Origin of the sequence: Burkholderia sp. ABCPW 11, assembly GCF_001523445.1 — a bacterium.
GTDB lineage: Bacteria > Pseudomonadota > Gammaproteobacteria > Burkholderiales > Burkholderiaceae > Burkholderia.
Map to the genome: position 1 here is coordinate 132,234 of NZ_LOVM01000002.1, position 22,801 is coordinate 155,034.

General features: G+C 70.9%; 19 protein-coding genes, 1 pseudogene and 1 riboswitch. Of the genes and pseudogenes, 7 read left to right on the forward strand and 13 right to left on the reverse strand.

Annotation, left to right across the window (positions count from 1 at the left end; all coding sequences use genetic code 11):
• Positions 1 to 34 precede the first annotated feature (34 nt).
• Genes WS61_RS01390 through WS61_RS01400 form a run of 3 tightly spaced genes read right to left on the reverse strand, consistent with a single transcriptional unit; the run spans position 35 to position 3,101 of the window.
• Positions 35 to 766, reverse strand: a complete 732-nt coding sequence (locus tag WS61_RS01390) for a cobalt-precorrin-6A reductase (RefSeq protein WP_059498916.1) — start codon at positions 764 to 766, stop codon at positions 35 to 37.
• Positions 763 to 1,851 carry a cobalt-precorrin-5B (C(1))-methyltransferase gene (locus WS61_RS01395; protein ID WP_059498917.1) on the reverse strand — a complete coding sequence of 363 codons (1,089 nt, stop codon included), beginning with the start codon at positions 1,849 to 1,851 and terminating at the stop codon, positions 763 to 765. Before WS61_RS01395 ends, WS61_RS01390 begins: the two co-directional genes overlap by 4 nt.
• Positions 1,851 to 3,101, reverse strand: coding sequence for a bifunctional cobalt-precorrin-7 (C(5))-methyltransferase/cobalt-precorrin-6B (C(15))-methyltransferase (locus tag WS61_RS01400; RefSeq protein ID WP_059499088.1), 1,251 nt, complete (start codon positions 3,099 to 3,101; stop codon positions 1,851 to 1,853). Before WS61_RS01400 ends, WS61_RS01395 begins: the two co-directional genes overlap by 1 nt.
• A gap of 202 nt (positions 3,102 to 3,303) precedes the next feature.
• A riboswitch (cobalamin riboswitch) is annotated at positions 3,304 to 3,494 on the forward strand.
• Between the two features lie 106 nt (positions 3,495 to 3,600).
• On the opposite strand from WS61_RS01400, the pseudogene cobG reads away from it, so the two are divergent.
• From cobG to WS61_RS01420, 5 genes and pseudogenes are all read left to right on the forward strand, one after another.
• Positions 3,601 to 4,956, forward strand: a pseudogene (cobG, locus tag WS61_RS35490) (precorrin-3B synthase); the annotation flags it as partial.
• A complete protein-coding gene (locus WS61_RS35495) occupies positions 4,957 to 5,583 on the forward strand; it encodes a precorrin-8X methylmutase (RefSeq protein ID WP_060035498.1) in 627 nt (208 codons plus the stop codon).
• The gene (locus WS61_RS01410; protein WP_059498918.1) at positions 5,580 to 6,314 is read left to right on the forward strand and encodes a precorrin-2 C(20)-methyltransferase; all 735 of its coding nucleotides are present in this window, start codon (positions 5,580 to 5,582) and stop codon (positions 6,312 to 6,314) included. The genes WS61_RS35495 and WS61_RS01410 overlap by 4 nt, the downstream gene beginning before the upstream one ends.
• The gene (gene cobJ / locus WS61_RS01415; RefSeq protein ID WP_059498919.1) at positions 6,311 to 8,026 is read left to right on the forward strand and encodes a precorrin-3B C(17)-methyltransferase; all 1,716 of its coding nucleotides are present in this window, start codon (positions 6,311 to 6,313) and stop codon (positions 8,024 to 8,026) included. Before WS61_RS01410 ends, cobJ begins: the two co-directional genes overlap by 4 nt.
• Before the next feature lie 350 nt (positions 8,027 to 8,376).
• Positions 8,377 to 9,732: a chitinase gene (locus tag WS61_RS01420; protein WP_059498920.1), complete on the forward strand. Its 1,356-nt coding sequence runs from the start codon at positions 8,377 to 8,379 to the stop codon at positions 9,730 to 9,732.
• A 101-nt stretch (positions 9,733 to 9,833) separates the two neighbouring features.
• On the opposite strand, the gene WS61_RS01425 is transcribed toward WS61_RS01420, so the two are convergent.
• The 4 genes from WS61_RS01425 to WS61_RS01440 all read right to left on the reverse strand — a co-directional run bounded on the left by WS61_RS01425 (position 9,834) and on the right by WS61_RS01440 (position 14,546).
• Positions 9,834 to 10,577: an IclR family transcriptional regulator gene (locus tag WS61_RS01425; protein WP_059498921.1), complete on the reverse strand. Its 744-nt coding sequence runs from the start codon at positions 10,575 to 10,577 to the stop codon at positions 9,834 to 9,836.
• Between the two features lie 60 nt (positions 10,578 to 10,637).
• Positions 10,638 to 11,804, reverse strand: coding sequence for an acyl-CoA dehydrogenase family protein (locus tag WS61_RS01430; protein WP_059498922.1), 1,167 nt, complete (start codon positions 11,802 to 11,804; stop codon positions 10,638 to 10,640).
• A gap of 131 nt (positions 11,805 to 11,935) precedes the next feature.
• Positions 11,936 to 13,237, reverse strand: a complete 1,302-nt coding sequence (locus tag WS61_RS01435) for a CitMHS family transporter (protein WP_059498923.1) — start codon at positions 13,235 to 13,237, stop codon at positions 11,936 to 11,938.
• Between the two features lie 133 nt (positions 13,238 to 13,370).
• The gene (locus tag WS61_RS01440; protein ID WP_059498924.1) at positions 13,371 to 14,546 is read right to left on the reverse strand and encodes a CaiB/BaiF CoA-transferase family protein; all 1,176 of its coding nucleotides are present in this window, start codon (positions 14,544 to 14,546) and stop codon (positions 13,371 to 13,373) included.
• Positions 14,547 to 14,821: 275 nt separating this feature from the next.
• On the opposite strand from WS61_RS01440, the gene WS61_RS01445 reads away from it, so the two are divergent.
• Both WS61_RS01445 and WS61_RS01450 read left to right on the forward strand, forming a co-directional pair.
• A complete protein-coding gene (locus tag WS61_RS01445; RefSeq protein ID WP_059498925.1) occupies positions 14,822 to 15,082 on the forward strand; it encodes a hypothetical protein in 261 nt (86 codons plus the stop codon).
• Between the two features lie 151 nt (positions 15,083 to 15,233).
• The gene (locus WS61_RS01450) at positions 15,234 to 15,656 is read left to right on the forward strand and encodes an NUDIX hydrolase (protein WP_059498926.1); all 423 of its coding nucleotides are present in this window, start codon (positions 15,234 to 15,236) and stop codon (positions 15,654 to 15,656) included.
• A 33-nt stretch (positions 15,657 to 15,689) separates the two neighbouring features.
• Here the strand turns inward: WS61_RS01450 and WS61_RS01455 are convergent, their stop codons facing one another.
• From WS61_RS01455 to cobN, 6 genes are all read right to left on the reverse strand, one after another.
• Positions 15,690 to 16,016, reverse strand: coding sequence for a low molecular weight protein tyrosine phosphatase family protein (locus WS61_RS01455; protein ID WP_034207305.1), 327 nt, complete (start codon positions 16,014 to 16,016; stop codon positions 15,690 to 15,692).
• A gap of 29 nt (positions 16,017 to 16,045) precedes the next feature.
• Positions 16,046 to 16,678, reverse strand: a complete 633-nt coding sequence (locus WS61_RS01460) for a DUF1993 family protein (RefSeq protein WP_059498927.1) — start codon at positions 16,676 to 16,678, stop codon at positions 16,046 to 16,048.
• 25 nt (positions 16,679 to 16,703) lie between these two features.
• On the reverse strand, positions 16,704 to 17,156 hold the full coding sequence (locus WS61_RS01465) for a YaiI/YqxD family protein (RefSeq protein ID WP_059498928.1): 453 nt from the start codon (positions 17,154 to 17,156) through the stop codon (positions 16,704 to 16,706).
• Between the two features lie 37 nt (positions 17,157 to 17,193).
• On the reverse strand, positions 17,194 to 17,826 hold the full coding sequence (locus WS61_RS01470) for a VWA domain-containing protein (RefSeq protein ID WP_059498929.1): 633 nt from the start codon (positions 17,824 to 17,826) through the stop codon (positions 17,194 to 17,196).
• A gap of 68 nt (positions 17,827 to 17,894) precedes the next feature.
• Positions 17,895 to 18,986: an ATP-binding protein gene (locus WS61_RS01475; protein WP_059498930.1), complete on the reverse strand. Its 1,092-nt coding sequence runs from the start codon at positions 18,984 to 18,986 to the stop codon at positions 17,895 to 17,897.
• On the reverse strand, positions 18,983 to 22,795 hold the full coding sequence (cobN, locus tag WS61_RS01480) for a cobaltochelatase subunit CobN (protein ID WP_059498931.1): 3,813 nt from the start codon (positions 22,793 to 22,795) through the stop codon (positions 18,983 to 18,985). Before cobN ends, WS61_RS01475 begins: the two co-directional genes overlap by 4 nt.
• Positions 22,796 to 22,801 lie beyond the last annotated feature (6 nt).

Sequence of the window (22,801 nt, forward strand, 5' to 3'; positions counted from 1 at the left end):
CTCCGTCAATTCGTGGGATGACCGCTGCGTCGCGTCAGGCGCGCGCGGCCGGATCGAGTGCGTCGACGAGCGTCCGGGCCGAATCGAACGCGCGGTCGGCATCGGGCAGCGGCGGCCGGCGCAGCATCACGACCGGCAGCCTGCGTTCGCGTGCGACGTCGAGCTTGGCCTCCGTGGCCGCGCCGCCGCTGTTCTTGCTGACGACGACGTCGATCCCCGCCAGTGCGAACAGCGCACGCTCGCCGTCGGGCGTGAACGGCCCGCGCGCGGCGATGACCTGTGCGCGGGCGTTGCCGGGATGCGCATCGAGGCAGCGCACGAGCCAGAACTGGTGCGGCGGGATCGTGTCGAGATGCGCGAGCGGTTCGCGGCCGAGCGTGAACAGCGGACGCCTGAACGGCGCGAGTGCGGCCTCGATGCCGGCCCAGTCGTCGACCATCCGCCAGTCGTCGCCCGGTTGCGGCGTCCACGGCGCGCGGCGCAGCGCCCATAGCGGCACGCCCGCGTCGCGCGTCGCCGCCGCGGCGTTCGCGCTGATTTGCGCGGCATACGGATGCGTTGCGTCGATCACGAGGCCGATGCCGGCGTCGCGAAGATACGCGGCGAGCCCGGCTGCGCCGCCGAAACCGCCGACGCGCACATCGCAGCGCAAGTCCTCGGGCGTCTTGCCGAGGCCGGCAAGACTATAGACATGATGCGGGCCGAGCGCGCGCGCGATTTTCAGCGCATCGCCGGTGCCGCCGAGCAGCAGGATGCGCGGGCTCATCGCGCCTCCCCGACGAAGCGGCCTTGCCGGTCGATCGCGAACATCTCGACCGCGACCGACGGCGGCACGATGTCGCGCGCCACCTGCAACGCATGTGCGCAAACGAGATCGCCGAGCGGCACGCCATCGGCCTGCGCCAGTTTCAACGCTTCCTGGCTCGTGTTCGCGGCGCGCATCGCGGCCTGCAGCGCATCGCTCGCTCCGGCTTCGGCCGCCCACTGCGCGAGCAGCGGCAGGTCGATGCTCGAATGGCGGCTGTGCAGATCGAGATGGCCGGCCGCGAGCTTGCTCAGCTTGCCGAAGCCGCCGCACATCGACAGGCGCGCGACCGGCGCGCGCCGCAGGTGCTTGAGCACCGCGCCCGCGAAGTCGCCCATCTCGATCAACGCCATGTCGGGCAGACGGTAGTGCGCGCGCATCGCGTCCTCGCTCGCATTGCCCGTGCAGGCGGCGATGTGCGCGATGCCGTTCGCTCGCGCGACGTCGATGCCCTGATGAATCGACGCGATATAGGCCGAGCACGAGAACGGCCGCACGATGCCGGTCGTGCCGAGGATCGACAGCCCGCCGACGATGCCCAGGCGCGGGTTCATCGTCTTCAGCGCGAGCGCCTCGCCGCCGTCGACGCCGATCGTCACGTCGAAGCCGCCCGCGTAGCCGTGTTCGGCGGCGAGCGCTTCCAGGTGCGTGGTCATCATCCGGCGCGGCACCGGGTTGATCGCCGGCTCGCCGACCGGCAGCGTCAGCCCCGCCCGCGTGACCGTGCCGACGCCCGGCCCGGCATGAAAGCGCACGCCAGGCGCCGCCGCGAGCGCGACGCGCGCGAAGATCAGCGCGCCGTGCGTGACGTCCGGATCGTCGCCGGCATCCTTGATCGTGCCGGCTTCGGCGCCGTCGGCCGTGGCGCGGCAGAATTCGAGCCGCATCATCACGCGCTGCCCCTTCGGCAGCACGATCTCGACCGCGTCGTCCGCATGGCCCGCGAGCAGCAGTCGCGCGGCCGCGAGCGACGTCGCGGTCGCGCAACTGCCGGTCGTGTAGCCGAAGCGCAGCGGCGCGGGCTGTTCGGGAGTTTCGTCGCGCATCACGCGTCCGTTGCGTTCGACGGATTCAGAGTCGACGAGCCGGCCGCGTCGGGCTTGCGCACGTCGTACAGCGTGACCGGCAGCGGCTGTCGCCACGTGTCGAAACGGCCAAGCGGTTCGGCATGTGCGAGCGACACGCGCGTGAGCGTGCCGCCGTGCACGTCGCGCCACGCGGCGAGCGCCATCTCGCCCTGCAGCGTGACCGCGTTCGCGACCAGCCGGCCACCCGGTTTCAGCGACGCCCAGCACGCGTCGAGCACGCCGGGCGCCGTCGCGCCGCCGCCGATGAAGACCGCGTCGGGCGCGGCAAGCCCCGCGAGCGCATCGGGCGCACGACCCGCGACGAGTTGCAGGCCCGGCACGCCGAGCGTATCGCGGTTGTGTTCGATGAAGCGCTGCCGCTCCGCATGCGCTTCGATCGCGATCGCCTGGCACGATGGATGCGCACGCATCCATTCGATGCCGATCGAGCCGCTGCCGGCGCCGACGTCCCACAGCAGCTCGCCGGGCGCGGGGGCGAGGCGCCCGAGCGTCATCGCGCGCAGGTCGCGCTTGGTGAGCTGGCCGTCGTGGCGGTACGCGTCGTCGGGCAGGCCGGGCGTGAGCGCGCGGCGCGGCGCGTCGGGGCCTGCCCGGCAGTCGAGCGCGACGAGATTGAGCGCGGTGGTTTCGGCGACGCTCCAGTCTTGCGCGAGGCCATCGATCCGTCGCTCGAGCGGGCCGCCGAGGTGTTCGAACACGCTGACGCGCGTCGGCCCGAACCCGCGGGCGGCGAGTTCGGCCGCGACGGCGGCCGGCGTGCGGCCGTCGGCGCTCAGCACGAACAGGCGCCGGCCCGGTAGCAGATGGCGCACCAGCGTCGCGAGCGGCCGCCCGACGAGCGAGACCGCGCCGACGTCCTGCAGCGCCCAGCCGAGGCGGGCGGCCGCGAGCGACAGCGACGACGGCGCGGGCAGCACGCGCCATTCGTCGGGAGAAAGCGCGCGGGCGAGCGTCGCGCCGACGCCGAACAGCATCGGGTCGCCGCTCGCGAGCACGCACACGGGCGCGCCGCGGCGCGCGAGCAGCCCCGACAGGTCGAACGGCGACGGCCATGCTTCGCGCGTCGCCCGCAGCCGTGCGGGCAGCATGTCGAGATGCCGTTTCGCGCCGACCACGTGCGTCGCGTCGAGCAACGCGCGCCGCGCGTGGCGTCCGAGCCCCGCGTAACCGTCGTCGCCGATGCCCACTACCGTCAGCCACGCCGTCATCCACCCTTCCCCATCGTTCGATTTCATCGTGTCGCCGCGCGGCGCCGAAAGCGCCGATGCGGCCGTCCGCATTGCGAAATACGGCATGGTACCGTGTTCCACTCCGCGTTTCATCCGGCCGCCCGCTCGCGCCCGGGCATTGCCCGCTTCGCCCGCCGCGAACGGCCAGACGGTCGCGAATCGTGGTCGAAATCGGGTATCCTACGGCCGTTCGTTCGCCGGTGCCCTTCGGGGCCGAAGAGGGAACACAGGGCGCACCGCGCGCCGCTGTGGCTGCCCCCGCAACTGTAGACAGCGAGCCGATCCCCCCTCATGCCACTGGTTTCACCGGGAAGGCCGGGAGCCGGCGCCGACCTGTCAGCCAGGAGACCTGCCGGCCAGAAAGTGCGTGCGTGCCAGTCGGCGTCGGGCGGGGTGTACCGATGCGTTGGCCGCGGCGCCACACTGTTCCGGTATCCCGTTGAGTTCCGCTCCCGATTCGATTCCTGCGTCGTCCGTCGTGCGCCCGTCGGCCTGCCCGGGGCTCGTGCGCGTGGTCGCGGCCGCCGACGGCGGGCTGTGCCGGATCAAGCTGCCGGGCGGCCGGCTCGACGCGCGCCAGGCGCGCGCAATCGCCGCCGCCGCGCGCCTGTACGGCTCCGGCGCGATCGATGCGACCAATCGCGCGAATCTCCAGTTGCGCGGCATTCGCGACGGTGCGGCCGATGCGCTGACGCGCGCGTTGCTCGATGCGGGGCTCGGCCCGCGAGCAAGCGCCGGCAACGCCACCATCGTCAATGCGGCCGCGCTCGCGGCGAGCGACGACGTCCGCAACGTGATGTTAAGCCCGCTTGCCGGGCACGACCCCGCCGCACTCGTCGATAGCTACGCGCTCGCCGTGCCGCTGCTCGACATGCTGGCGAGCGAGCCGCGCCGCGGCGAATCGTCGCCGAAATTCTCGATCCTGCTCGACGGCGGCGAAACGGTCGCGGCGCTCGATCATCCGCACGACATCTGGCTGGCCGCGTGGCGCCGCGGCGACGGCGCAGTACGTCTCGCGGCGGGGCTGGCCGGCTGTCCGCCCGTGGCGCGCGGCGATCGGCCCGCTTCGGTCGACGTGTCCGCGGACCAAGGCGTGGCACTGGTTCGCGCGCTGCTGCTCGCGTTCCTCGATCTCGCGCCGGCCGACGTCACGCGGATGCGCGCATTGCTTGCGACGTGCGACGAACGCACGCTGCTGGAGCGCGCGCAGCACTACCTGCCCTTCCCGCTCGCGGCCGATCCGGCGCTTGCCGACTGGCGGCGCACGCGCGTCGACCCTGCGTTGCGTTTCGGCGCGCGCCCGTCGCGCGACGCGGCGCGTTGCAGCGTCGGCGCGCAATTCGCGCTCGGGCGGCTCGACGCGGCGCAATTGGAGCAGCTCGCCGCACGGGCCGAAGCCGATGGCGACGGCACGCTGTCGATGACGCCGTGGCAAGGCGTGTTCGTGCACGGCGTGCCGAACGAGCGTGCGGCTGCGACGCGCGACGCACTCGCGTCGCTCGGCCTCGTGTGCGCGCCGTCCGACCCGCTGGCGATGCTCGTTGCCTGCACCGGCAGCACGGGCTGCGCGAAAGCGCGCGCCGACACGAAACGCGACGCACGCGCACTCGCCGCGCGCGTCGGCCATCCGCTCGACGTGCATCTGACCGGATGCGAGCGCCACTGCGCGCTGCCGCACCCGGCCGCCCATACGCTCGTCGCGGTGGCGCCCGCGCATTACGACCTTTACCGGCGCGACGCGGCCGCGGGCCTCGGCGCCCCGCTCGCGCGCCATCTGACGATTGATCAGGCCGCGGTCCGACTCATGGACGCGCGGCACAGCCAGGACACAACGATGCTTGACTACATTCGCGACGGGCAGGAAATCTACCGCCAGTCGTTCGCGACGATCCGCGCCGAGGCCGACCTGTCGCGGGTTCCGCCCGATCTCGAGAAACTCGCGGTGCGCGTGATCCACGCGTGCGGGATGGTCGACGTCGTGTACGACCTGCGCTTCTCGGCCGGTGCCGGCGCGGCCGGCCGCGCAGCGCTCGCGGCCGGCGCGCCGATCCTCTGCGACGCGAGGATGGTCGCCGAAGGCATCACGCGCGCGCGGCTGCCTGCGGCCAATCGCGTGATCTGCACGCTCGGCGAGCCGGAAGTGCCCGACCTCGCACGGCACCTCGGCAACACGCGTTCGGCCGCCGCGCTCGAACTGTGGCGCCCGCATCTCGCGGGCAGCGTCGTCGCGATCGGCAATGCGCCGACCGCGCTGTTCCACCTGCTCGACATGATCGACGCCGGCGCGCCGCGCCCCGCGCTGATCCTCGGTTTCCCGGTCGGCTTCATCGGCGCGGCCGAATCGAAGGCGATGCTCGATGCCGACAGCCGCGGCGTGCCGTACGTGGCGCTGCTCGGCCGGCGCGGCGGCAGCGCAATAGCCGCCGCCGCGGTCAATGCGCTGGCGACGGAGGTCGAATGACGCGCGCGCGCGGACGGCTGTTCGGTGTCGGCGTCGGCCCCGGCGATCCCGAACTGATGACGATCAAGGCGCTGCGCGTGCTGCAGGCGGCGCCCGTGGTCGCGTATTTCGTCGCGAAGGGCAAGAAAGGCAACGCGTACGGCATCGTCGAAGCGCACCTGCACGACGGGCAGACGCAATTGCCGCTCGTCTATCCGGTGACGACCGAGGCGCTGCCGCCGACGCTTTGTTACGAGACGGTGATCGCCGATTTCTACGACACCGCGGCCGAGATCGTCGCGGCGCATCTCGATGCAGGCCGCGACGTCGCGGTGATCTGCGAAGGCGACCCGTTCTTCTACGGCTCGTACATGTACCTGCACGACCGTCTCGCGCCGCGTTACGACACCGAGGTGATCCCCGGCGTGTGCGCGATGCTCGGCGGCACGGCCGTGCTCGGCCAGCCGCTCGTCTATCGCAACCAGAGCCTGTCGGTGCTGTCGGGCGTGCTGCCCGAGCACGAGCTGCGCGAGCGGCTCGCGCGCGCCGATGCGGCGGTCGTGATGAAGCTCGGCCGCAACTTCGACAAGGTGCGGCGCGTGCTCGACGAACTCGGGCTCGCGAAGCGCGCGCTGTACGTCGAGCGTGCGACGATGGCAAACCAGCGCATCGTGCCGCTCGACGAGGTCGATCCGATGGCGTCGCCGTATTTCTCGCTGCTCGTCGTGCCGGGGGAAAAATGGCAAGGATGACGACACCGCCCGCGATCGTGATTCTCGGCGCGAGCGCGCTCGATACCGCGCGACGTATCCAGGCGCGCTACCCGGGCGCCCGTGTGCACGGGCTCGCGTCGCGCGTCGACGCGGACGTGCCGTTCGACGAACTCGGCGCGCACCTGCGCGAACTGTATGCGCGCGGCTTGCCGATCGTCGCGCTGTGCGCGGCCGGCATCGTGATCCGCTGCCTCGCGCCCGCACTCGCCGACAAGGGCGTCGAGCCGCCGGTGCTCGCGGTCGCGGAGGACGGTTCGGCCGTCGTGCCGCTGCTCGGCGGGCTGACGGGCGTCAATGCGATCGCGCGCGAAATTGCCGAATGCGTCGGCGTCGCGCCCGCGATCACGACGAGCGGCGAACTGCGCTTCGGCGCGTGCGTGCTCAATCCGCCGGAAGGCTATGCGCTCGCCGATCTCGCGCAGGGCAAGCGCTTCGTGTCCGACCTGCTCGCGGGCGCGTCGACGCGCATCGACGGCGCCGCGCCGTGGCTCGACGCGGTCGCGCTGCCGCGCGATGCCGCGGCCGCACACGCGATTCGCGTGACGCCCGATGCGTGGCGCGGCGCGCGCGACGAACTCGTGATTCATCCGCGCAGCGTGGTGGTCGGCGTCGCCGCGGGGGCCGTGCATGCGGAACACGCGCTGGCCGAGCGCATCGCAGCTGCGCTCGATACGCAGGGTCTCGCCCGGCTGGCGCTCGCGGCCATCGTCGCGCCGGCGTCGGCGATCGGCGAATCCGCGCTGGAAGAAGCGGCGAGCACGCTCGACGTGCCGCTGCGTTTCGTCGATGGCGATAGCGACCGCGACATGCCCGCCGACGCCGCCACGCTGCTCGCCCGCGCATTGCGCGTCGCCCACACGATGCGTGCGGCATCGCACGGCCTCGCGTGCGCGGTCGCCTCGCATCCGATCGATCCCGCGACGCTCGGCCGCGCACGCGGCCGCCTGACGGTGCTCGGTCTCGGCCCGGGCGGCGCCGCATGGCTCACGCCGGCCGCACGCGCGGCGCTCGCGGACGCGACCGACATCCTCGGCTATACGACCTACGTGAACATGGCCGGCCCGTTCCGGGCGAACCAGCGCGTGCACGGCACCGACAATCGCGAGGAAATGCAGCGCGCGCGCCATGCGTTCGAACTGGCGGCCGAGGGCCGCCGCGTCGCGGTCGTATCGTCGGGCGACCCCGGCGTATTCGCGATGGCCGCGGCCGTGCTCGAAGCGCTCGACGAAGCGCGCGACCCGCAATGGGCCGCGGTCGACCTGCGCGTGGAGCCCGGCATCTCGGCGTCGCTCGCGACGGCCGCGCAGGCCGGCGCGCCGCTCGGTCACGACTTCTGCGCGATCTCGCTGTCGGACAACCTGAAGCCGTGGGACGTGATCGAGACGCGCCTGCGGCATGCGGCGCAAGCCGATCTCGTGATGGCGTTCTACAACCCGATTTCGCGCGCGCGGCCGTGGCAGCTCGACCGGGCGCTCGATATCGTGCGCGCGTATCGCACGGCCGACACGGTGGTCGTGCTCGGCCGCGACATCGGCCGGCCGGGCGCAACGCTGTCGACGACGACCCTCGGCGCGCTACGCGGCGACCAGGTCGACATGCGCACGATGGTGATCGTCGGCTCGTCGACGACGCGGCGCTTCGCGATCGGCAACACGCGCGAATGGGTCTATACGCCGCGCTGGTATCGCTGACGGCCGCTGCGCCCGGCCGGCGCGCGTACCGCATCCGGCGGCGCTCGCGTGAATGCGCATGCGCGCGAGGCGGTAATCGGCATGCCGGCGCGTCGCCGGTTCGCTGGAACCGGTCCATGCGCACCGCGTCGCGCGATCGGCCGGAAAAAATGCCCGCCCTGCGTTTCGAAATGCGATCGAATCGGCAAGTTCGTTACGTATCGGGAATCGAATAACAAAAAGAAGAACACCTAAATTCCCTATTCGACGCGAATCCTCCAAGATAGGCACGCCGCCGGCGGGGCACGTGCCTGCCCCGTCGGCGGCGATACGCAGGCCAGCGTATCCCTCTTCCACTTGGAGAACACAGAATGAACAACAATGCGTTGACGCGTTTCGTTCCGCGTGCGTTTGCCGCGGGTTGTCTGCTCGCGATGGCGAGCGTGTCGCACGGTGCCGGCGTCTATGCGCCCTATGTCGACGTGACGCTTTATCCGACACCGCTGATCGACCAGATCGGCGTGCGCCAGGGCATCCAGCAGTTCACGCTCGCGTTCGTGGTCGCGGGCAACGGCTGCGTGCCGTCGTGGGGCGGCGTGCAGCCGATCGGCAACGGCGCGAGCGGCGGCCTGCTGACTGCACTATCCACGTCGATCGCGAGCTACCGCGCGAAAGGCGGCGAAGTCGCCGTGTCGTTCGGCGGTGCGAACGGCACGCCGCTGATGCAGGCGTGCTCGACGGTCCCCGCGCTGAAAGCCGCGTACCAGACGGTGATCGACACGTACGGCCTCACTCATGTCGACTTCGACATCGAGGGCGGGTCGCAGCAGGACACGGCGGCGCTCGCGCGCAACTTCCAGGCCGTCGCGCAACTGCAGGCCGACTACGCGGCGAAGGGCAAGCCGCTGCATGTGACGCTGACGCTGCCGACGATGCCGACCGGGCTCACGCAGGACGGCGTGAACGTCGTCAACGCGGCCATCGCGAACAAGACCGCGTTCGACGCGGTCAACGTGATGGCGATGGATTACGGCCCGGCGAACCTCGACATGGGCGCCGCGGCGATCAGCGCCGCGCAGGCGCTCTACTCGCAGCTCGACACGGCGTTCAAGTCGGCCGGCCAGCCGAAGACGAATGCGCAGCTGTGGCAGATGGTCGGCGTCACGCCGATGATCGGCGTCAACGACGTGCAGGGCGAGACGTTCACGCTCGCGAATGCGCAGACCGTGCTGAACGCGGCAGTCGCGAACGGCTACGGCTTCTTCGGCAACTGGTCGGTCGGCCGCGACCAGGCGTGCCCGTCCGGCGGCACGTATGCGTCGCCGACCTGCTCGGGCGTCGCGCAGCAGCCGTACGCGTTCGCGACGATCTTCAAGAAGCTCGACGGCAAGTGGGGCGCGGGCGTCACGCAGGACCCGAACTACGGCGGCGGCACGAGCGGCGGCACGCCGCAGCCGGGCGCACCGTGGGCGGCCGGCCAGGTCTATACGGCCGGCGCGACGGTCACCTACCAGGGCACGACGTATCAGGCGCAGTGGTGGACGCAGGGCGACGTGCCCGGGCAGGCGGCCGTGTGGAAGCCGGTCGGCGGCGGCACGCCCGCGTGGTCGGCGACGACCGCCTACCAGGGCGGCACGTGCGTGACGTACCAGGGCGCGAAGTATTGCGCGAAATGGTGGACGCAGGGCGACAACCCGAGCGCGGGCGGCGTGTGGGTGAAGTCCTGACGTTGCGACGGGCCGGCGCGTGACGTGCGGCGGGCCGTTTTCGGCGTGGCTGACCGCACGCCGGCAACGGCCCGCTGCCGGCGCCGTCGGGTGCCGCCGCCCTACCCGCGTGCATGCTCGGCCAGCAGCCGCGCCTTCGCGTCGACGAGCAGCGCCGCATGCGCGTCGCGATGCTGGCGAATCCGCTCGGTCGGCCCGACGACCGACAGCCCGTACCAGTCGCCGTCGAGCAACAGCGCGACCGCGATCGCCGACAGTTCGGGCGCGCTCTCGCCGAAGTTCTCCGCCCAGCCGAGTTCGCGAAACCGCGCAGTCTGCGCGACGAGCGCCGGCAGGTCGGCCACCGTCGCGTCAGTGAAGCGGTCGAACGGCAGTTGCGCGCCGAGCGCCTGCTGCACGTCGCTCGCGAGTTCCGCGAAGATCGCCTTGCCGATCGAGTTCGCGTGCAGCGGGCGCAGCTCGCCCGGCTGGCGCGTATAACGGATCGCCTGCTCGGATTCGACGACGTCGAGGTAGGTGACCGACACGCCCTGGATCTTGCCGAGCACGGCGGTTTCGCGGGTCGCGTCGCGCAGCGCGACGAGGTGCGGATGCACGATGTCGACGACCGGGTCGGTCGCGTCGATCGCGGCGGCGACCGTCTGCAGGCGTCGCGTCGGATAGTAGCCGCCGCGCTTGCGCACTTCGTACAGATAGCCGCGGCTCACGAGCGTGCGCGCCATCGCGAGACAGCTCGACGCCGGCACGTTGAGCAGGCGCGCGAGTTCGGTCAGCGGCAGCGGCCGCCGTTCGGCGGCGAACAGCTCGAACAGGTCGAGCGTGCGGGCAACGAGTTTGACGTCCATGGCGAGCGCTTGATTCGGAACGGGAAACCGCGCGCCGGGCGAGCCGCCGGGTCGGTACGGTCAGTACGACTTCGGCAGCCCGAGCACCTTCTCCGCGATGTAGCACAGGATCAGTTGAGGGCTCACGGGCGCGAGCCTCGGAATCATACACTCGCGCAGGTAGCGCTCGACATGGTATTCCTTCGCATACCCCATCCCGCCGTGCGTCGCGATCGCCGTCTGACAGGCCTGGAACGCGGCTTCCGCGCCGAGGTATTTCGCCGCGTTCGCCTCCGCGCCGCACGACTGGCCCGCGTCGTAGCGCGTCGCGGCCTTCATCACCATCAGCCATGCGGCCTCGAGCTGCATCCACGCCTGCGCGAGCGGGTGCTGGATCGACTGGTTCTGCCCGATCGGCCGGCCGAACACGACGCGCTCGCACGCATACTGCGTCGCGCGGCGCAGCGCGGCCTGCCCGAGCCCGATCGCCTCGGCGGCGATCAGGATCCGTTCGGGGTTCAGGCCGTGCAGCAGATAGCGGAAGCCGTCGCCTTCGTTGCCGATCAGGTCGTCGCGCGACACGCGCAGGTTGTCGATGAACAGCATGTTCGAATCGACCGCCTTGCGGCCCATCTTCTCGATTTCGCGCACCTCGACGCGCGAACGGTCGAGGTCGGTATAGAACAGGCTCAGCCCGTCGGTCGGCTTCGCGACCTGGTCGAGCGGCGTCGTGCGCGCGATGATCAGCATCTTGTTCGCCACCTGCGCGGTCGAGATCCAGATCTTGCGTCCGCTCAGCACGTAGTGATCGCCGTCGCGGCGCGCCTGCGTGCTCAGGTGCGTGGTGTCGAGGCCCGCGTCGGGCTCGGTCACCGCGAAGCACGCCTTGTCGCGCCCGGCGATCAGCGGCGGCAGGAAGCGCGCCTTCTGCGCATCGTTGCCGAACACCTGCACCGGGTTCAGCCCGAAGATGTTCATGTGGACGGCCGACGCGCCGGACAGGCCGGCGCCCGATGCGCTGATCGTGCGCATCATCAGCGCTGCCTCGGTCATCCCGAGCCCGGCGCCGCCGTAGGCGGGATCCATCGCGATGCCGAGCCAGCCGGCGTCGGCGAGCGCCGCATGGAAATCGGCCGGAAACCCGCCCGCGCGATCGCGTTCGAGCCAGTAGTCGTCGCCGAAGCGCTCGCAGATTTTCTCGATCGCGCTTTCGATCGCGCGCTGGTCGTCGGTCAGGTCGAACTGCATGGTTTGCTCTCCAGGAAAACGTGAACGGCCGCGCCGCTTTCGCGACGACAGCGGGCCGCCCCGGCCGTCCGTCGCGCCGACGAAAAACGCCTTCGGGTGGCCGGCACGCGGCGTTGGGGCAACGCGCACGGTCATAACGGAAACACGCCCGTCGCGACCGCGGCGAATACCATCAGCACGGTGGCGGCGAACAGGAACGGAATCGTGAATTTCTGGTGCTCGGCGAGCTCGACGCCGGTCAGGCCGACGATCAGGAACGTCGCGGGCGTGAGCGGGCTCACCGGAAAGCCCGTCGTCATCTGGCCGAGCAACGCGGCTTGCGCCATCTGGATCGGCGGCACGCCGAGCAGCTTGCCGCTTTCCGCGAGCACGGGCAGCACGCCGAAGTAGAACGAATCGGGATCGAACAGCAGGCTGAGCGGCATCGACAGCAGCCCGAGCACGAACGGCATGTGGCGCGCATGCTCGATGGGCACGTGCGCGACGACGACCTCGGCCATCGCCTTCAGCATCCCGGTGCCGGACATGATCCCCGTGAACGCACCGGCCGCGAGCAGCACGCTCGCCATCATCAGCGCGGCTTTCGCATGCGCGTCGATCCGCTCGCGCTGCGCCTGGACGTCCGGGTAATTGATCACGAGCGCGGCGACCGTGCCGAGCATGAACATCACCATCGGGTCGACGATGCCCGACACGAGCGTGACGAGCACGACGAGCGTCAACGCGACGTTGATCCCGAATCGCCGCGGCCGGCGCAACGCGCGTTCGGCGTCGGTCAGCTCGCGCGGCGCGATCGCGAGCGACGCCGCGCCGGCGCGGTCGAGCCCGAGCCGTTTCGCCTCGCGTACGCCGAGCACCCAGGCGGTGCCGAACACGAACGCAAGCCCCACGATCTGCACCGGAATCATCGGCGTGAAAATCGCCGAGCCGGGAATGTGCAGCGCCGCCGACGCGCGCAGCATCGGCCCGACCCACGGCAGGAAGTTGACGCCGGCCGCCATCGACGCGACGCACGCGAGAATGCGCCGATCCATCCCGAGCCGCGTATAGAGCGGCATCATCGCGGGCAGCGTGACGAGAAACGTGACCGCGCCGGAGCCGTCGAGATGGATCAGCAGCGCGAGCAGCGCCGAGCCCATCACGATGCGCGGCGGATGGCAGCCGATCACGCGCAGCACGCCGGCGATGATCGGGTCGAGCATCCCCGCATCGGTAAGGATGCCGAAAAACAGAATCGCAAAAACGAACATCCCGGCGATCGGGCCGATGTTCTGTACGCCGTGCACGACGAACTTGCCGGTCTGCAGCCCGAAACCTGCCGCGAGCGACGCGGCCACCGGCACGACGATCAGCGCGACGAGCGGCGACAGCCGCTTCGTGATGATCAGGCCGAACAGCGCGACGATGGCGACCGCGCCGATCCATGCGAGCATGATGCGTCTCCTCTTCTGCCGGTGCGCATGTCGGTGCGTGTCGACGCGCGGGCCGGCGTGATGTCCGAATGACGGTGCGCGCGGCGCGCGGCCGTGCGCCGCGGTACGGCACGGCTGGCGGCCGCGATGCCGGTCAGCGCCGGCGGTCGTCGGCGTTGCCGTTGTCGTTGCCTTCGTCGTCCGCGAAAACCTGCGCCGCATGTTCGTTCAGCGCGGGCGGCGGACGCCGGTACGTGGCCGGCGTGCGGCCGAGCTTGATCGGCGACGCGATGCCGCGATGCCGGCCCAGCTCGATCTTCATCCGCCGATGTGCGACATGCGGGTGGTCGAGCGCCGCATCGAGCCCGAGCACGGGCGCGCACGGCACGCCGCGACGCATCAGTTGCTCGGCGAGCGCGGCGCCGTCGTGCGCAGCCAGCGCCGTTTCGAGCAGCGTGCGCAGCGCGGTGCGATGCTGACTGCGCGCGCGGTTGTCCGCGAAGCGCGGATCGTCGAGCCAGTCGCGCGTGCCGAGCACGTCGCACAGCGCGGCGAACTGCCCGTTGTTGCCGACCGCAAGGAAGATGTCGACGCCCGCCGTCGGAAAGCTGTCGTACGGCGTGATGTTCGGATGCGCGTTGCCGGTGCGCACGGGCGCCTTGCCGGAATGGAAGAAGTTCGGCGTATGCGGATGAAGGATCGACAGCGCGCAGTCGAACAGCGTCGATTCGACGAACTGGCCGCGGCCGCTGGCGTCGCGCTCGCGCAACGCCATCAGCACGCCGAGCGCCGCGTTCAGCCCCGTGACGAGATCGACGATCGGCACGCCGACGCGAAGCGGCGCGCCGCCGGCTTCGCCGTTGACGCTCATCAGCCCCGCGAGCGCCTGCACGGCCGCGTCGTAGCCCGGCAGCCCGCCCAGCGGGCCGTCCGCGCCGAAACCCGACACGCGGCAATGGACGAGGCGCGGAAACCGCGCATGCAGGGCGTCGAACCCGAGCCCCCAGCGCTCCATCGTGCCGATCTTGAAGTTCTCGACCAGCGCGTCCGCATGTTCGAGCAGCCCGAGCAGCCGCTCGCGATCGGCCGGCTGCGTCAGGTCGAGCGCGATACCGAGCTTGTTGCGATTCACGCCGAGAAAGTACGACGCGGTGTCGCCGTCGAACGGCGGGCCCCACGTGCGCGTTTCGTCGCCGGACGGCGGTTCGACCTTGATCACCTCCGCGCCGTGATCGGCGAGGATCTGGGTCGCGTACGGACCGCCCAGCACCCGCGACAGATCGATGATGCGCAATCCCGCCAGCGCGCCCTGCTGCTCGTGTTCCGCCATGCGTCTCGCTCCTGGTTCCGGTTGATCGGACTGCCGGTTCCGGCGGCCCGGCGCGTGCAGCGCGGTTGCTCCGGATTCGACGAATAATTCTTGTATGTGAATTTATATTCACACCCACGAATTATGTTGTCAAGCCCGGATGGACCCGGCTGCCGCGCGGACGACGTCGGCGTGCACGAGGTGGAACGGCACCGAACGCGCGCCGGTTGCGGTCGCGCCCCGCCGTTGGCTAAGCTGGCGGGCGACATTCATCCCCCATACAAGGCGGAACATTCATGAAACGGTTGTGGCTGACGGCCTTCGTGCTGGCGTCGACGCTGGGCGTCGCGCACGCGCAAAACCAGACTTTCCACTTCGGCGAAGGGCAAGCCGGCATGCCGGGCGCGGCGCCGCACGCTGCCGCGCCGGCGGCCCGGCCCGCGCCCGCACGCCGGCACGTCGCCGCGCCGTCGCCTCATCATCGGCGTGCGGTTCACAAGCGCCGCCATTCGCGCGGCGCGAAGCCGGCGCGCGGCGGGATCTACACGCACGCGTGACTGGCGTCCGTGGCGCGACCGCGGTGCACGCGATTGTCACGAACGGCCGGTAACATCGGCGCGGCGGCTTGCATGCCGTCGCCGCCTGCTGCCAGACCACGCGCAGCCGACGTGCCTTTCCTCCACGATTCAGCACCTGTTTTGCCAGAACATGAGCACCGGGCCGGATACCCTCGCCGTCAACAAGGAACGCGCCACGATCGTGTGCCGCCAGCGCAGCAGCGTGCTGCTGGTCGCGCGCACCGCGGCGCGCTGGTCGCTACCGGGCGGCACGATCCGGCGCGGCGAGACGCCGCTCGAAGCCGCGCAGCGGGAACTCGCGGAGGAAACGCGGCTGGAGGGGCTCGCGCTCGACTACGCGGTGCAGTTCGGCGGGCTGACGAAGCTGCATCACGTGTTCGTGGCCGACGTGCCGGCGCACCTGACGCCGCGCGCGAGCAACGAAATCGCCCGCTGCAAGTGGTTTACCGTCGACCGGCTCGACACGCTGCGCGCCAGCGTGCCGACGCGCAAGATCATCGAGTTGCTGCGGCTCGACTGTTTCTCTGCGCTCGCGAGCGGGCCGCTTCGCTGAGGCCGATGCCGGGTCGGGCTCCGACCGCGGCGATTACGCGCGCAGGAACGGGCCGGCCTTGCGTTCGAGCAGTGCGACGAGTTCGGGTTGCATGAACGCGTAGCGGTCGGGGATGTCGAGGCAGACGATCTTCCGATGCTTCAGATGCGCACCGAATTGCGCCGACAGTCGCGCCTTGTGCGCGCGCTCCATCACGAACACGATGTCCGCCCAGTCGAGTTGCTCGGCGGACAGCCGTACGTCCGCGTCGGGCGCGAGGCCCGCAGAGTCGGTTTCGATGCCGGGCCACGCGGCGAACACCGCTTCGGCCGTCGGGCTGCGTAGCCGGTTGCGGCTGCAGATGAACAGTGCCCGTGTCATGTCGCTTCGCGGCCGCCCGAAAGGCCGGCTCAGCCCTGCGGAATCGTGCCCGGCCGCACGTACGCAAGCATGTGCGGCACGTAATCGGCCTTGCCGAGCTCGACGCCGTGATGGCGCAGGATCGCGTACGCAGCGATCGCGTGGAAGTAGAACTGCGGCAGCGCCCAGTCGCGCACGTACTGTTCGCCCGTCATGTCGAACGCGATCCCGTTCGGCAGTTCGAGCGTGATCGGCAGCGCTGCGCCGCCATCGAGCGCATCCGGCGCGAGTTCGCCGAGAAAGGCGAGCGTGCCGGCGATGATCGCCTGCGCATCGGCCGGCGAACCGGGTTGCGCATCGGCGTTCCAGCCCGCCTCGCGCAACGCGAGCAACGCCGCCGGCAGCGGTTCGCCGCGCAGCCGGTGGACCGGCTCCATCGCCTGGAAACACGAGAAGCGCACCTGGGCGGCGAGCGGATACATGTCGGGCGCCAGCCTCAGCGTCATCGCCGCGTCGGGTTCGTCGCCGGCGGACTGCCGGTGCGCGACGGCCTTGTCGAGCCACGCGGACTGCGCACGCAGCATCTGGATGTAGGTCGGAACGAGAAGTTGGGTCGGTGACACGCGTGCGCTCCTGTGCTGGGGTTCGCGCCACACGATAGCAGCGTCGGCACAAACCTGCATCCTTGGTCGGGCGCGCCGTGTGCCGTCACGGCTTGCCGTGCCGCGCCAGGAACCGGTCGAGCTGCGACGCAAACGCCTTGCCGTCGCGCGCGCTGAACGGCGCCGGCCCGCCCGTGTCGATGCCCGCGCTGCGCAACTGGTCCATCATCGCGCGCGTCGACAGGCGTTCCTCGATGTTCTCGCGGCTGAACCAGTTGCCGCGCGGGTCGAGCGCGTGTGCGCCCTTGTCGAGCACGGCGGCGGCCAGCGGGATGTCGGCCGTGATCACGAGGTCGCCGGGTTCGGCCAGCTCGACGATGCGCGCATCGGCCACGTCGAAGCCGGCCGGCACCTGCACGGCCTTGATGAACGGCGACGGCGGCGTGCGCAGAAACTGGTTCGCGACCAGCGTCACGCCGATCTCGGCGCGACGCGCGGCGCGAAACAGCATGTCCTTGATGACGGCGGGACACGCGTCGGCATCGACCAGTACTTGCATGGCGGAGGTTTCCGGTGGGCAGAAGCAGAAGCGGCGATCATAGCGCACCGCCGGCCGGCCATCGGCCGCCGAGATCGGTGCGAAGCCCGGCGGCCGTCACCCACTGCGCGCCCCACGACGCGGCGAGCCGCGCACCCTGCCCGATCCGCACGGCCGCATCGTCGAAGTCGACGAACACGACGTGATCGGCCGCCGCGGGTCTGGCCGGCGTGTCGCGCGTGCGCCCGTCCGACAACACCCATAGCCAGCGCGCTTTGCCGGGCTCGCGCCGCGCCGCGCGGGCGAGCAACTGCGCGGCGGCCGCGATGCCGTCCGCGAGCGGCGTACCGCCGCCGCCGTCGACCGGCTCGAGCCAGCGCGCATTCCACCAGCGCGGCACGGCCGGGCCGAAGCGCCGCACGGCGCCGTTGCCGCCGAAGCAGACCAGCGCGGTTTCGACACGCGCGCGCGCGGCCTGATCGAAATACGCGACGATCAGCCCCTTCGCGAGCGCGAGCCGCTCGTGCGACAGCATCGACGCCGAACAGTCGAGCACGAAGCAATGCAGCGCGTGCGGCGTGCCCGCGCGTTTCCCGTAGCGCAGATGATCGCGATGCAGCGGGCCGCCGCGTTTTGCGGCGAGCGTCGCCGGCCACGCGACGGCCGTGCCGGCGCGCACCGTGCCCGGCACGCGCGCGGCGGCGCCTGACTGCCATCGAGGACCGCGAATCGCGTTCGCGGCGGCGCCGGCTCGATGGCTCAGCGTTTTTTTAGCGGCAGCGGCACCACGCTTTTCACGTCGCGCAGCCCGGCCGGTTCGGGCGGCAGGTAGCCCCAGTCGCCCTGCGGTGCCGACGCGCCGGCCTTCGGGTCGCCCGTTTCGCGCGGCCGGTCGTCGGGGCGCGGGTCCGGCGGCGCGCGACCGTCGCGTTCGTCATCGTGCTGCGACGACTGGTACGACGATTGCTGCGACGACTGCGGCCCCGCATGGCGCCGGTGTCGCAGCACGGCCTCGGCCACGCGCTCCACGTGCGACACCGCCACCGCGCCGGCCCGTTCCAGCGCGGCCAGCGCACGCGCGGCGCGCAGCATCACGAGATCGGCACGCAGCCCGTCGACGGCCGCGTCGATGCACAGCGCGCTGACGCGCGCATGGACCGCATCGTCGAAATCCAGCGCCGGCAGCCGGGCGCGCGCCACGCGAATCCGGTCCGCGAGTTCCCGCTGAGCGGACGCGTGACGCGCGCGAAACGCGTTGGGATCGAGATCGAACGCGAGTCGCGCCTTCACGATCCGCTCACGCTGGGCGGCGTCGAAGCAGTTCTCCAGTTCGACCATCAGCCCGAAGCGGTCGAGCAACTGCGGGCGCAGCTCGCCCTCCTCGGGATTCATCGTGCCGACCAGCACGAAGCGCGCGTCGTGCGCGTGCGACACGCCATCGCGCTCGACGATGTTCACGCCGCTCGCGGCGACGTCGAGCAGCGTATCGACGAGCCCGTCGGCGAGCAGGTTCACTTCGTCGACATACAGCACGCCGAGATGCGCGCGAGCCAGCAGGCCCGGCCGGAAGCGCACGCCGTTTTCGGCCAGCGCATGCGCGAGATCGAGCGTGCCTGTCACTTGCTCGTCGCTCGCCGACAACGGCAGCGTGACGAACTGCCCTTCCGGCAACAGCTCCGCGAGGCCGCGCGCAGCAGTCGACTTGGCGGTGCCGCGCGGCCCGCTGACGAGCACGCCGCCGAGCGACGGGTCGATCGCGGCAAGCAGCAGCGCCTGCTGCAACGCGTCCTGCGCGACGAGCGCCGCAAACGGAAAAACCGCGCGGGCGCGGTGCGTCGTCGGATCGGTCATCGCCGCCCCCCTTCCTGAAGTTGTTCGCTCGCGAGCCAGACCGCTTCGATCCGCTCGCGATAGTTGCCCGGCTGCTGCCACAACCCGCGCTGCATCGCCTCGACGAAGCGTTCGCAGATCCCGTGCAGCGCCTTCGGGTTGTGCCGCTCGAGGAACGCGCGGGTGGCACCGTCGAACAGGTATGCGTCGGCGACGAGCGCGTACTGGTGATCGGACAGCACGCGTGCGGTCGCGTCATAGCCGTACAGATAGTCGACGGTCGCGGCCAGCTCGGCCGCGCCTTTGTAGCCGTGACGCTTCACGCCGTCGAGCCATTTCGGGTTGACGACGCGCGAGCGGATCACGCGCGCGATTTCCTCGCGCAGCGTGCGCATCTTCGGCGCGACCGGGTTCGCATGGTCGCCGTGGTAGATGCTCGGCTGTTGCCCGGACAGGTGTCGCACCGCCGCCGTCATCCCGCCCTGGAACTGGTAGTAGTCGTTCGAGTCGAGGATGTCGTGCTCGCGACTGTCCTGGTTCTGCACGACGACGTCGATCGTCGCCAGCCGTTCGCCGAACACGTCGGCCGCCGCGTCGCCCGCGCTGCTCTGCGCGTACGCATGGCCGCCCCATCGACGGTAGGCGTCCGCGAGATCGGCGTCGGTCTGCCAGCGGCGCCGGTCGATCAGGTCCTGCAGGCCCGCGCCGTAGCTGCCGGGCCGCGCGCCGAACACGCGCCAGCCGGCGCGGCGCCGCGCTTCGTCGGGCGCCACGCCCTGCGCGATCCATTTCGCGCGTTCGCGCTCGATGCGCGCGCGGATCGGGTTCAGCGCCTCGGGCTCGTCGAGCGCGGCGACGGCCTGCACGGCCGCGTCGAACAGGTGCATCAGGTTCGGGAACGCGTCGCGGAAGAAACCCGACACGCGCAGCGTCACGTCGATGCGCGGCCGGTCGAAGATCTCGATCGGCAGGATCTCGAAGTCGGTCACGCGATGGCTGCCGTGCGCCCATTTCGGTCGCACGCCGATCAGCGCGAATGCCTGCGCGATGTCGTCGCCGCCGGTGCGCATCGTGGCCGTCCCCCACACCGACAGCCCGATCGCGCGCGGATAGTCGCCGTGATCCTGCAGATGGCGCTCGATCAGTTGCTGCGCGGATTTCAGGCCGAGCGACCACGCCGCCTGCGTCGGCACCGCGCGCGTATCGACCGAGTAGAAGTTGCGGCCGGTAGGCAGCACGTCGGGACGGCCGCGCGACGGCGAGCCGCTCGGCCCCGGCGGCACGAAACGGCCGTCGAGCCCGCGCAGCAACTGACGCATTTCCTCGCCGCCGCAGGCGTCGAGCGCGGGTAGCAGCATCGTGCGCACGCGCTCGATCACCGCGAGCGTATGCGGCCATGCGCCGGGCGGCGGAATGGCGATGCCGGGATCCTCGAAAGATTCGGTTCGGCACACGGCGTCGAGCCAATGCTGCGCAAGCCGTTCGAGCCGCTCGCGCGTATCGCCCGCATGACGCCACGGCGATGCGTCGAGCGCCTGCAGGACGGTCGGCCGCGGCCCAGTCCACGGCGCGGCCCAGTCGGCCGCGAGCGGATCGAAATCGTCGCCGAGCGCGAGATCGCGCGCGAGTGCGCCGATCAGCCCGGCGCGTTCGCCCTTGCCGTCGCCGACCGGAAAACGCGCGAGCGCGAGCAGCGTGTCGCGCCGCTGGCGCTCGATCGGCGACGCGCCGAACACGTGCAACCCGTCGCGAATCTGCGCTTCCTTCAACTCGCACAGCCATGCGTCGACCCGCGTGAGCAGCGCATCCTCGTCGCCCGCGTCGCGCGGCGGCGACACGCTCAGCTCGTCGTGCAGCCGATGCTCGGCGATCGTCGCGAGGATCGACTTGCGCAACAGCTTCGCGCGCCGCGCATCGACCATCAGCGCTTCGTAGTATTCGTCGACCTGCCGTTCGAGATCCTGCAGCGGGCCGTAGTTTTCCGCGCGGGTGAGCGGCGGCATCAGGTGATCGACGATCACGGCCTGTGCGCGGCGCTTCGCCTGGCTGCCCTCGCCCGGATCGTTGACGATGAACGGATACAGGTGCGGCAGCGGCCCGAGCGTCAGGTCGGGCCAGCACGCGTCGGACAGCGCGACGCTCTTGCCCGGCAGCCATTCGAGATTGCCGTGCTTGCCGAGATGGATGACCGCGTCGACGCGATACGCATCGCGCAGCCAGAAATAGAACGCGAGATACGCATGCGGCGGCACGAGCTCCGCATCGTGGTAGCTCGCGTAGTCGTTGTCGTCGCGCGAGCGTGACGGCTGGATGCCGACGAACACGTTGCCCGCGCGCCAGCCGGCGATCGTGAAACGCCCTTGCCGCAGCGTCGGGTCGGCTTCAGGCGGCCCCCAGCGCGCGTTCAGCGCGTCGCGCACGGCCGCCGGCAGCCGCGCGAAATGCGCGACGTAGTCGGCCAGCGGGAAGCTCTGGAACGCCGGGCGCAGCGCATGCACGGCCGTGTCGTTGGTCACGCCTTCGGTGAGCCGCGCGATCAGCGCGTCGCCGTCGGGCGGCAGATCGGCCACCGTATAGCCCGCGTCGCGCAGCGCCGCGAGCACGCGCAGCGCGGATGCCGGCGTGTCGAGCCCGACGCCGTTGCCGATGCGCCCTTCGCTTTGCGGATAGTTCGCGAGAATCAGCGCGATGCGCTTGTCGGCATTGTCCAGCGTGCGCAGCCGGCACCAGCCGCGCGCGAGCGCCGCGACGAACGCGATCCGCCCGGCATCCGGCTGGTAGCGCACGACGTCGACCTCGGTATGCGGGCAGCGATACGCGAGCCCCTTGAAGCTCACCGCGCGCGTGACGATGCGCCCGTCGACTTCGGGCAGCGCGACATGCATCGCGATGTCGCGTGCGTGCAGGCCCTGGTTGTCCGCCACCCACGCGTCGCGATTGCCGCCGGACAGGATCACTTGCAGCACCGGCGCGTCGCCGGCGAGCACGTCGTGTTCTGGGCTGTCGATCGCGCCGGCCGCGAACGCGGTCGTGTTCAAGACGAGTGCGACGCCGTGCGTGTCGCAGAGTTGCGTGATGACCTCGCGGCTCACCGCATCCTTCAGCGACGTCACCGCGATCGGCAACGGATTCAGCCCTGCGTCGATCAGCGCGTCGGCCAGCGCGTCGAACACGGCCGTGTTCGCGGCTTGCCAGTGCGCGCGATAGAACAGGATCGCGACGACGGGCGCGCCGGGTGTCCAGCGCGGCCGCCAGTCGTCGACGCTCGCGCGGTCGCGCGCCGGGTGGTACAGCGCGGCGGCCGGCAGCGGGCGTGGCGGTTCGGGCTCGTCGCCGAACCCGAGCGTGTGAAACGCGATGCTGCGCAGCAGCGCGTCGGCGTTGTGCACGCCGCCTTCGCGCAGATAGCGCCACCATAGCCGGCACAGGTCGGCCCCGACCGTGCTCTTCGCGACGAGGTTCGGGTCTTCCTGCAGGTCGCCCGAGAACATCGCGAGCCGTTGCCCGCGCTTCGACGCGAGCGACACCGCCTGTTCGATCCCGTACGGCCAGTACGCTTCGCCGCCGAGGTGATCGATCACGACCGTCTTCGCGTGACGCAGCACGTCGTCGACGTAGAAATCGACCGACGCCGGCTGCCGCAGGAACGTGACGTTCGCGAGCCGCACGCTCGGGAACCCGGCGGGCAAGTGCGGCACGACGCTCGCGAGCAGCGACAGCGTCGTGTCGGCCGAGCTCAGGATCACGATGTCGGCCGGCTGCTGGTCGATCCGAACGACACCCTGCGTATCGTCGACGAAGCCGCCCGGCGTGGTGCGCAGCAGATGCATCGTGCG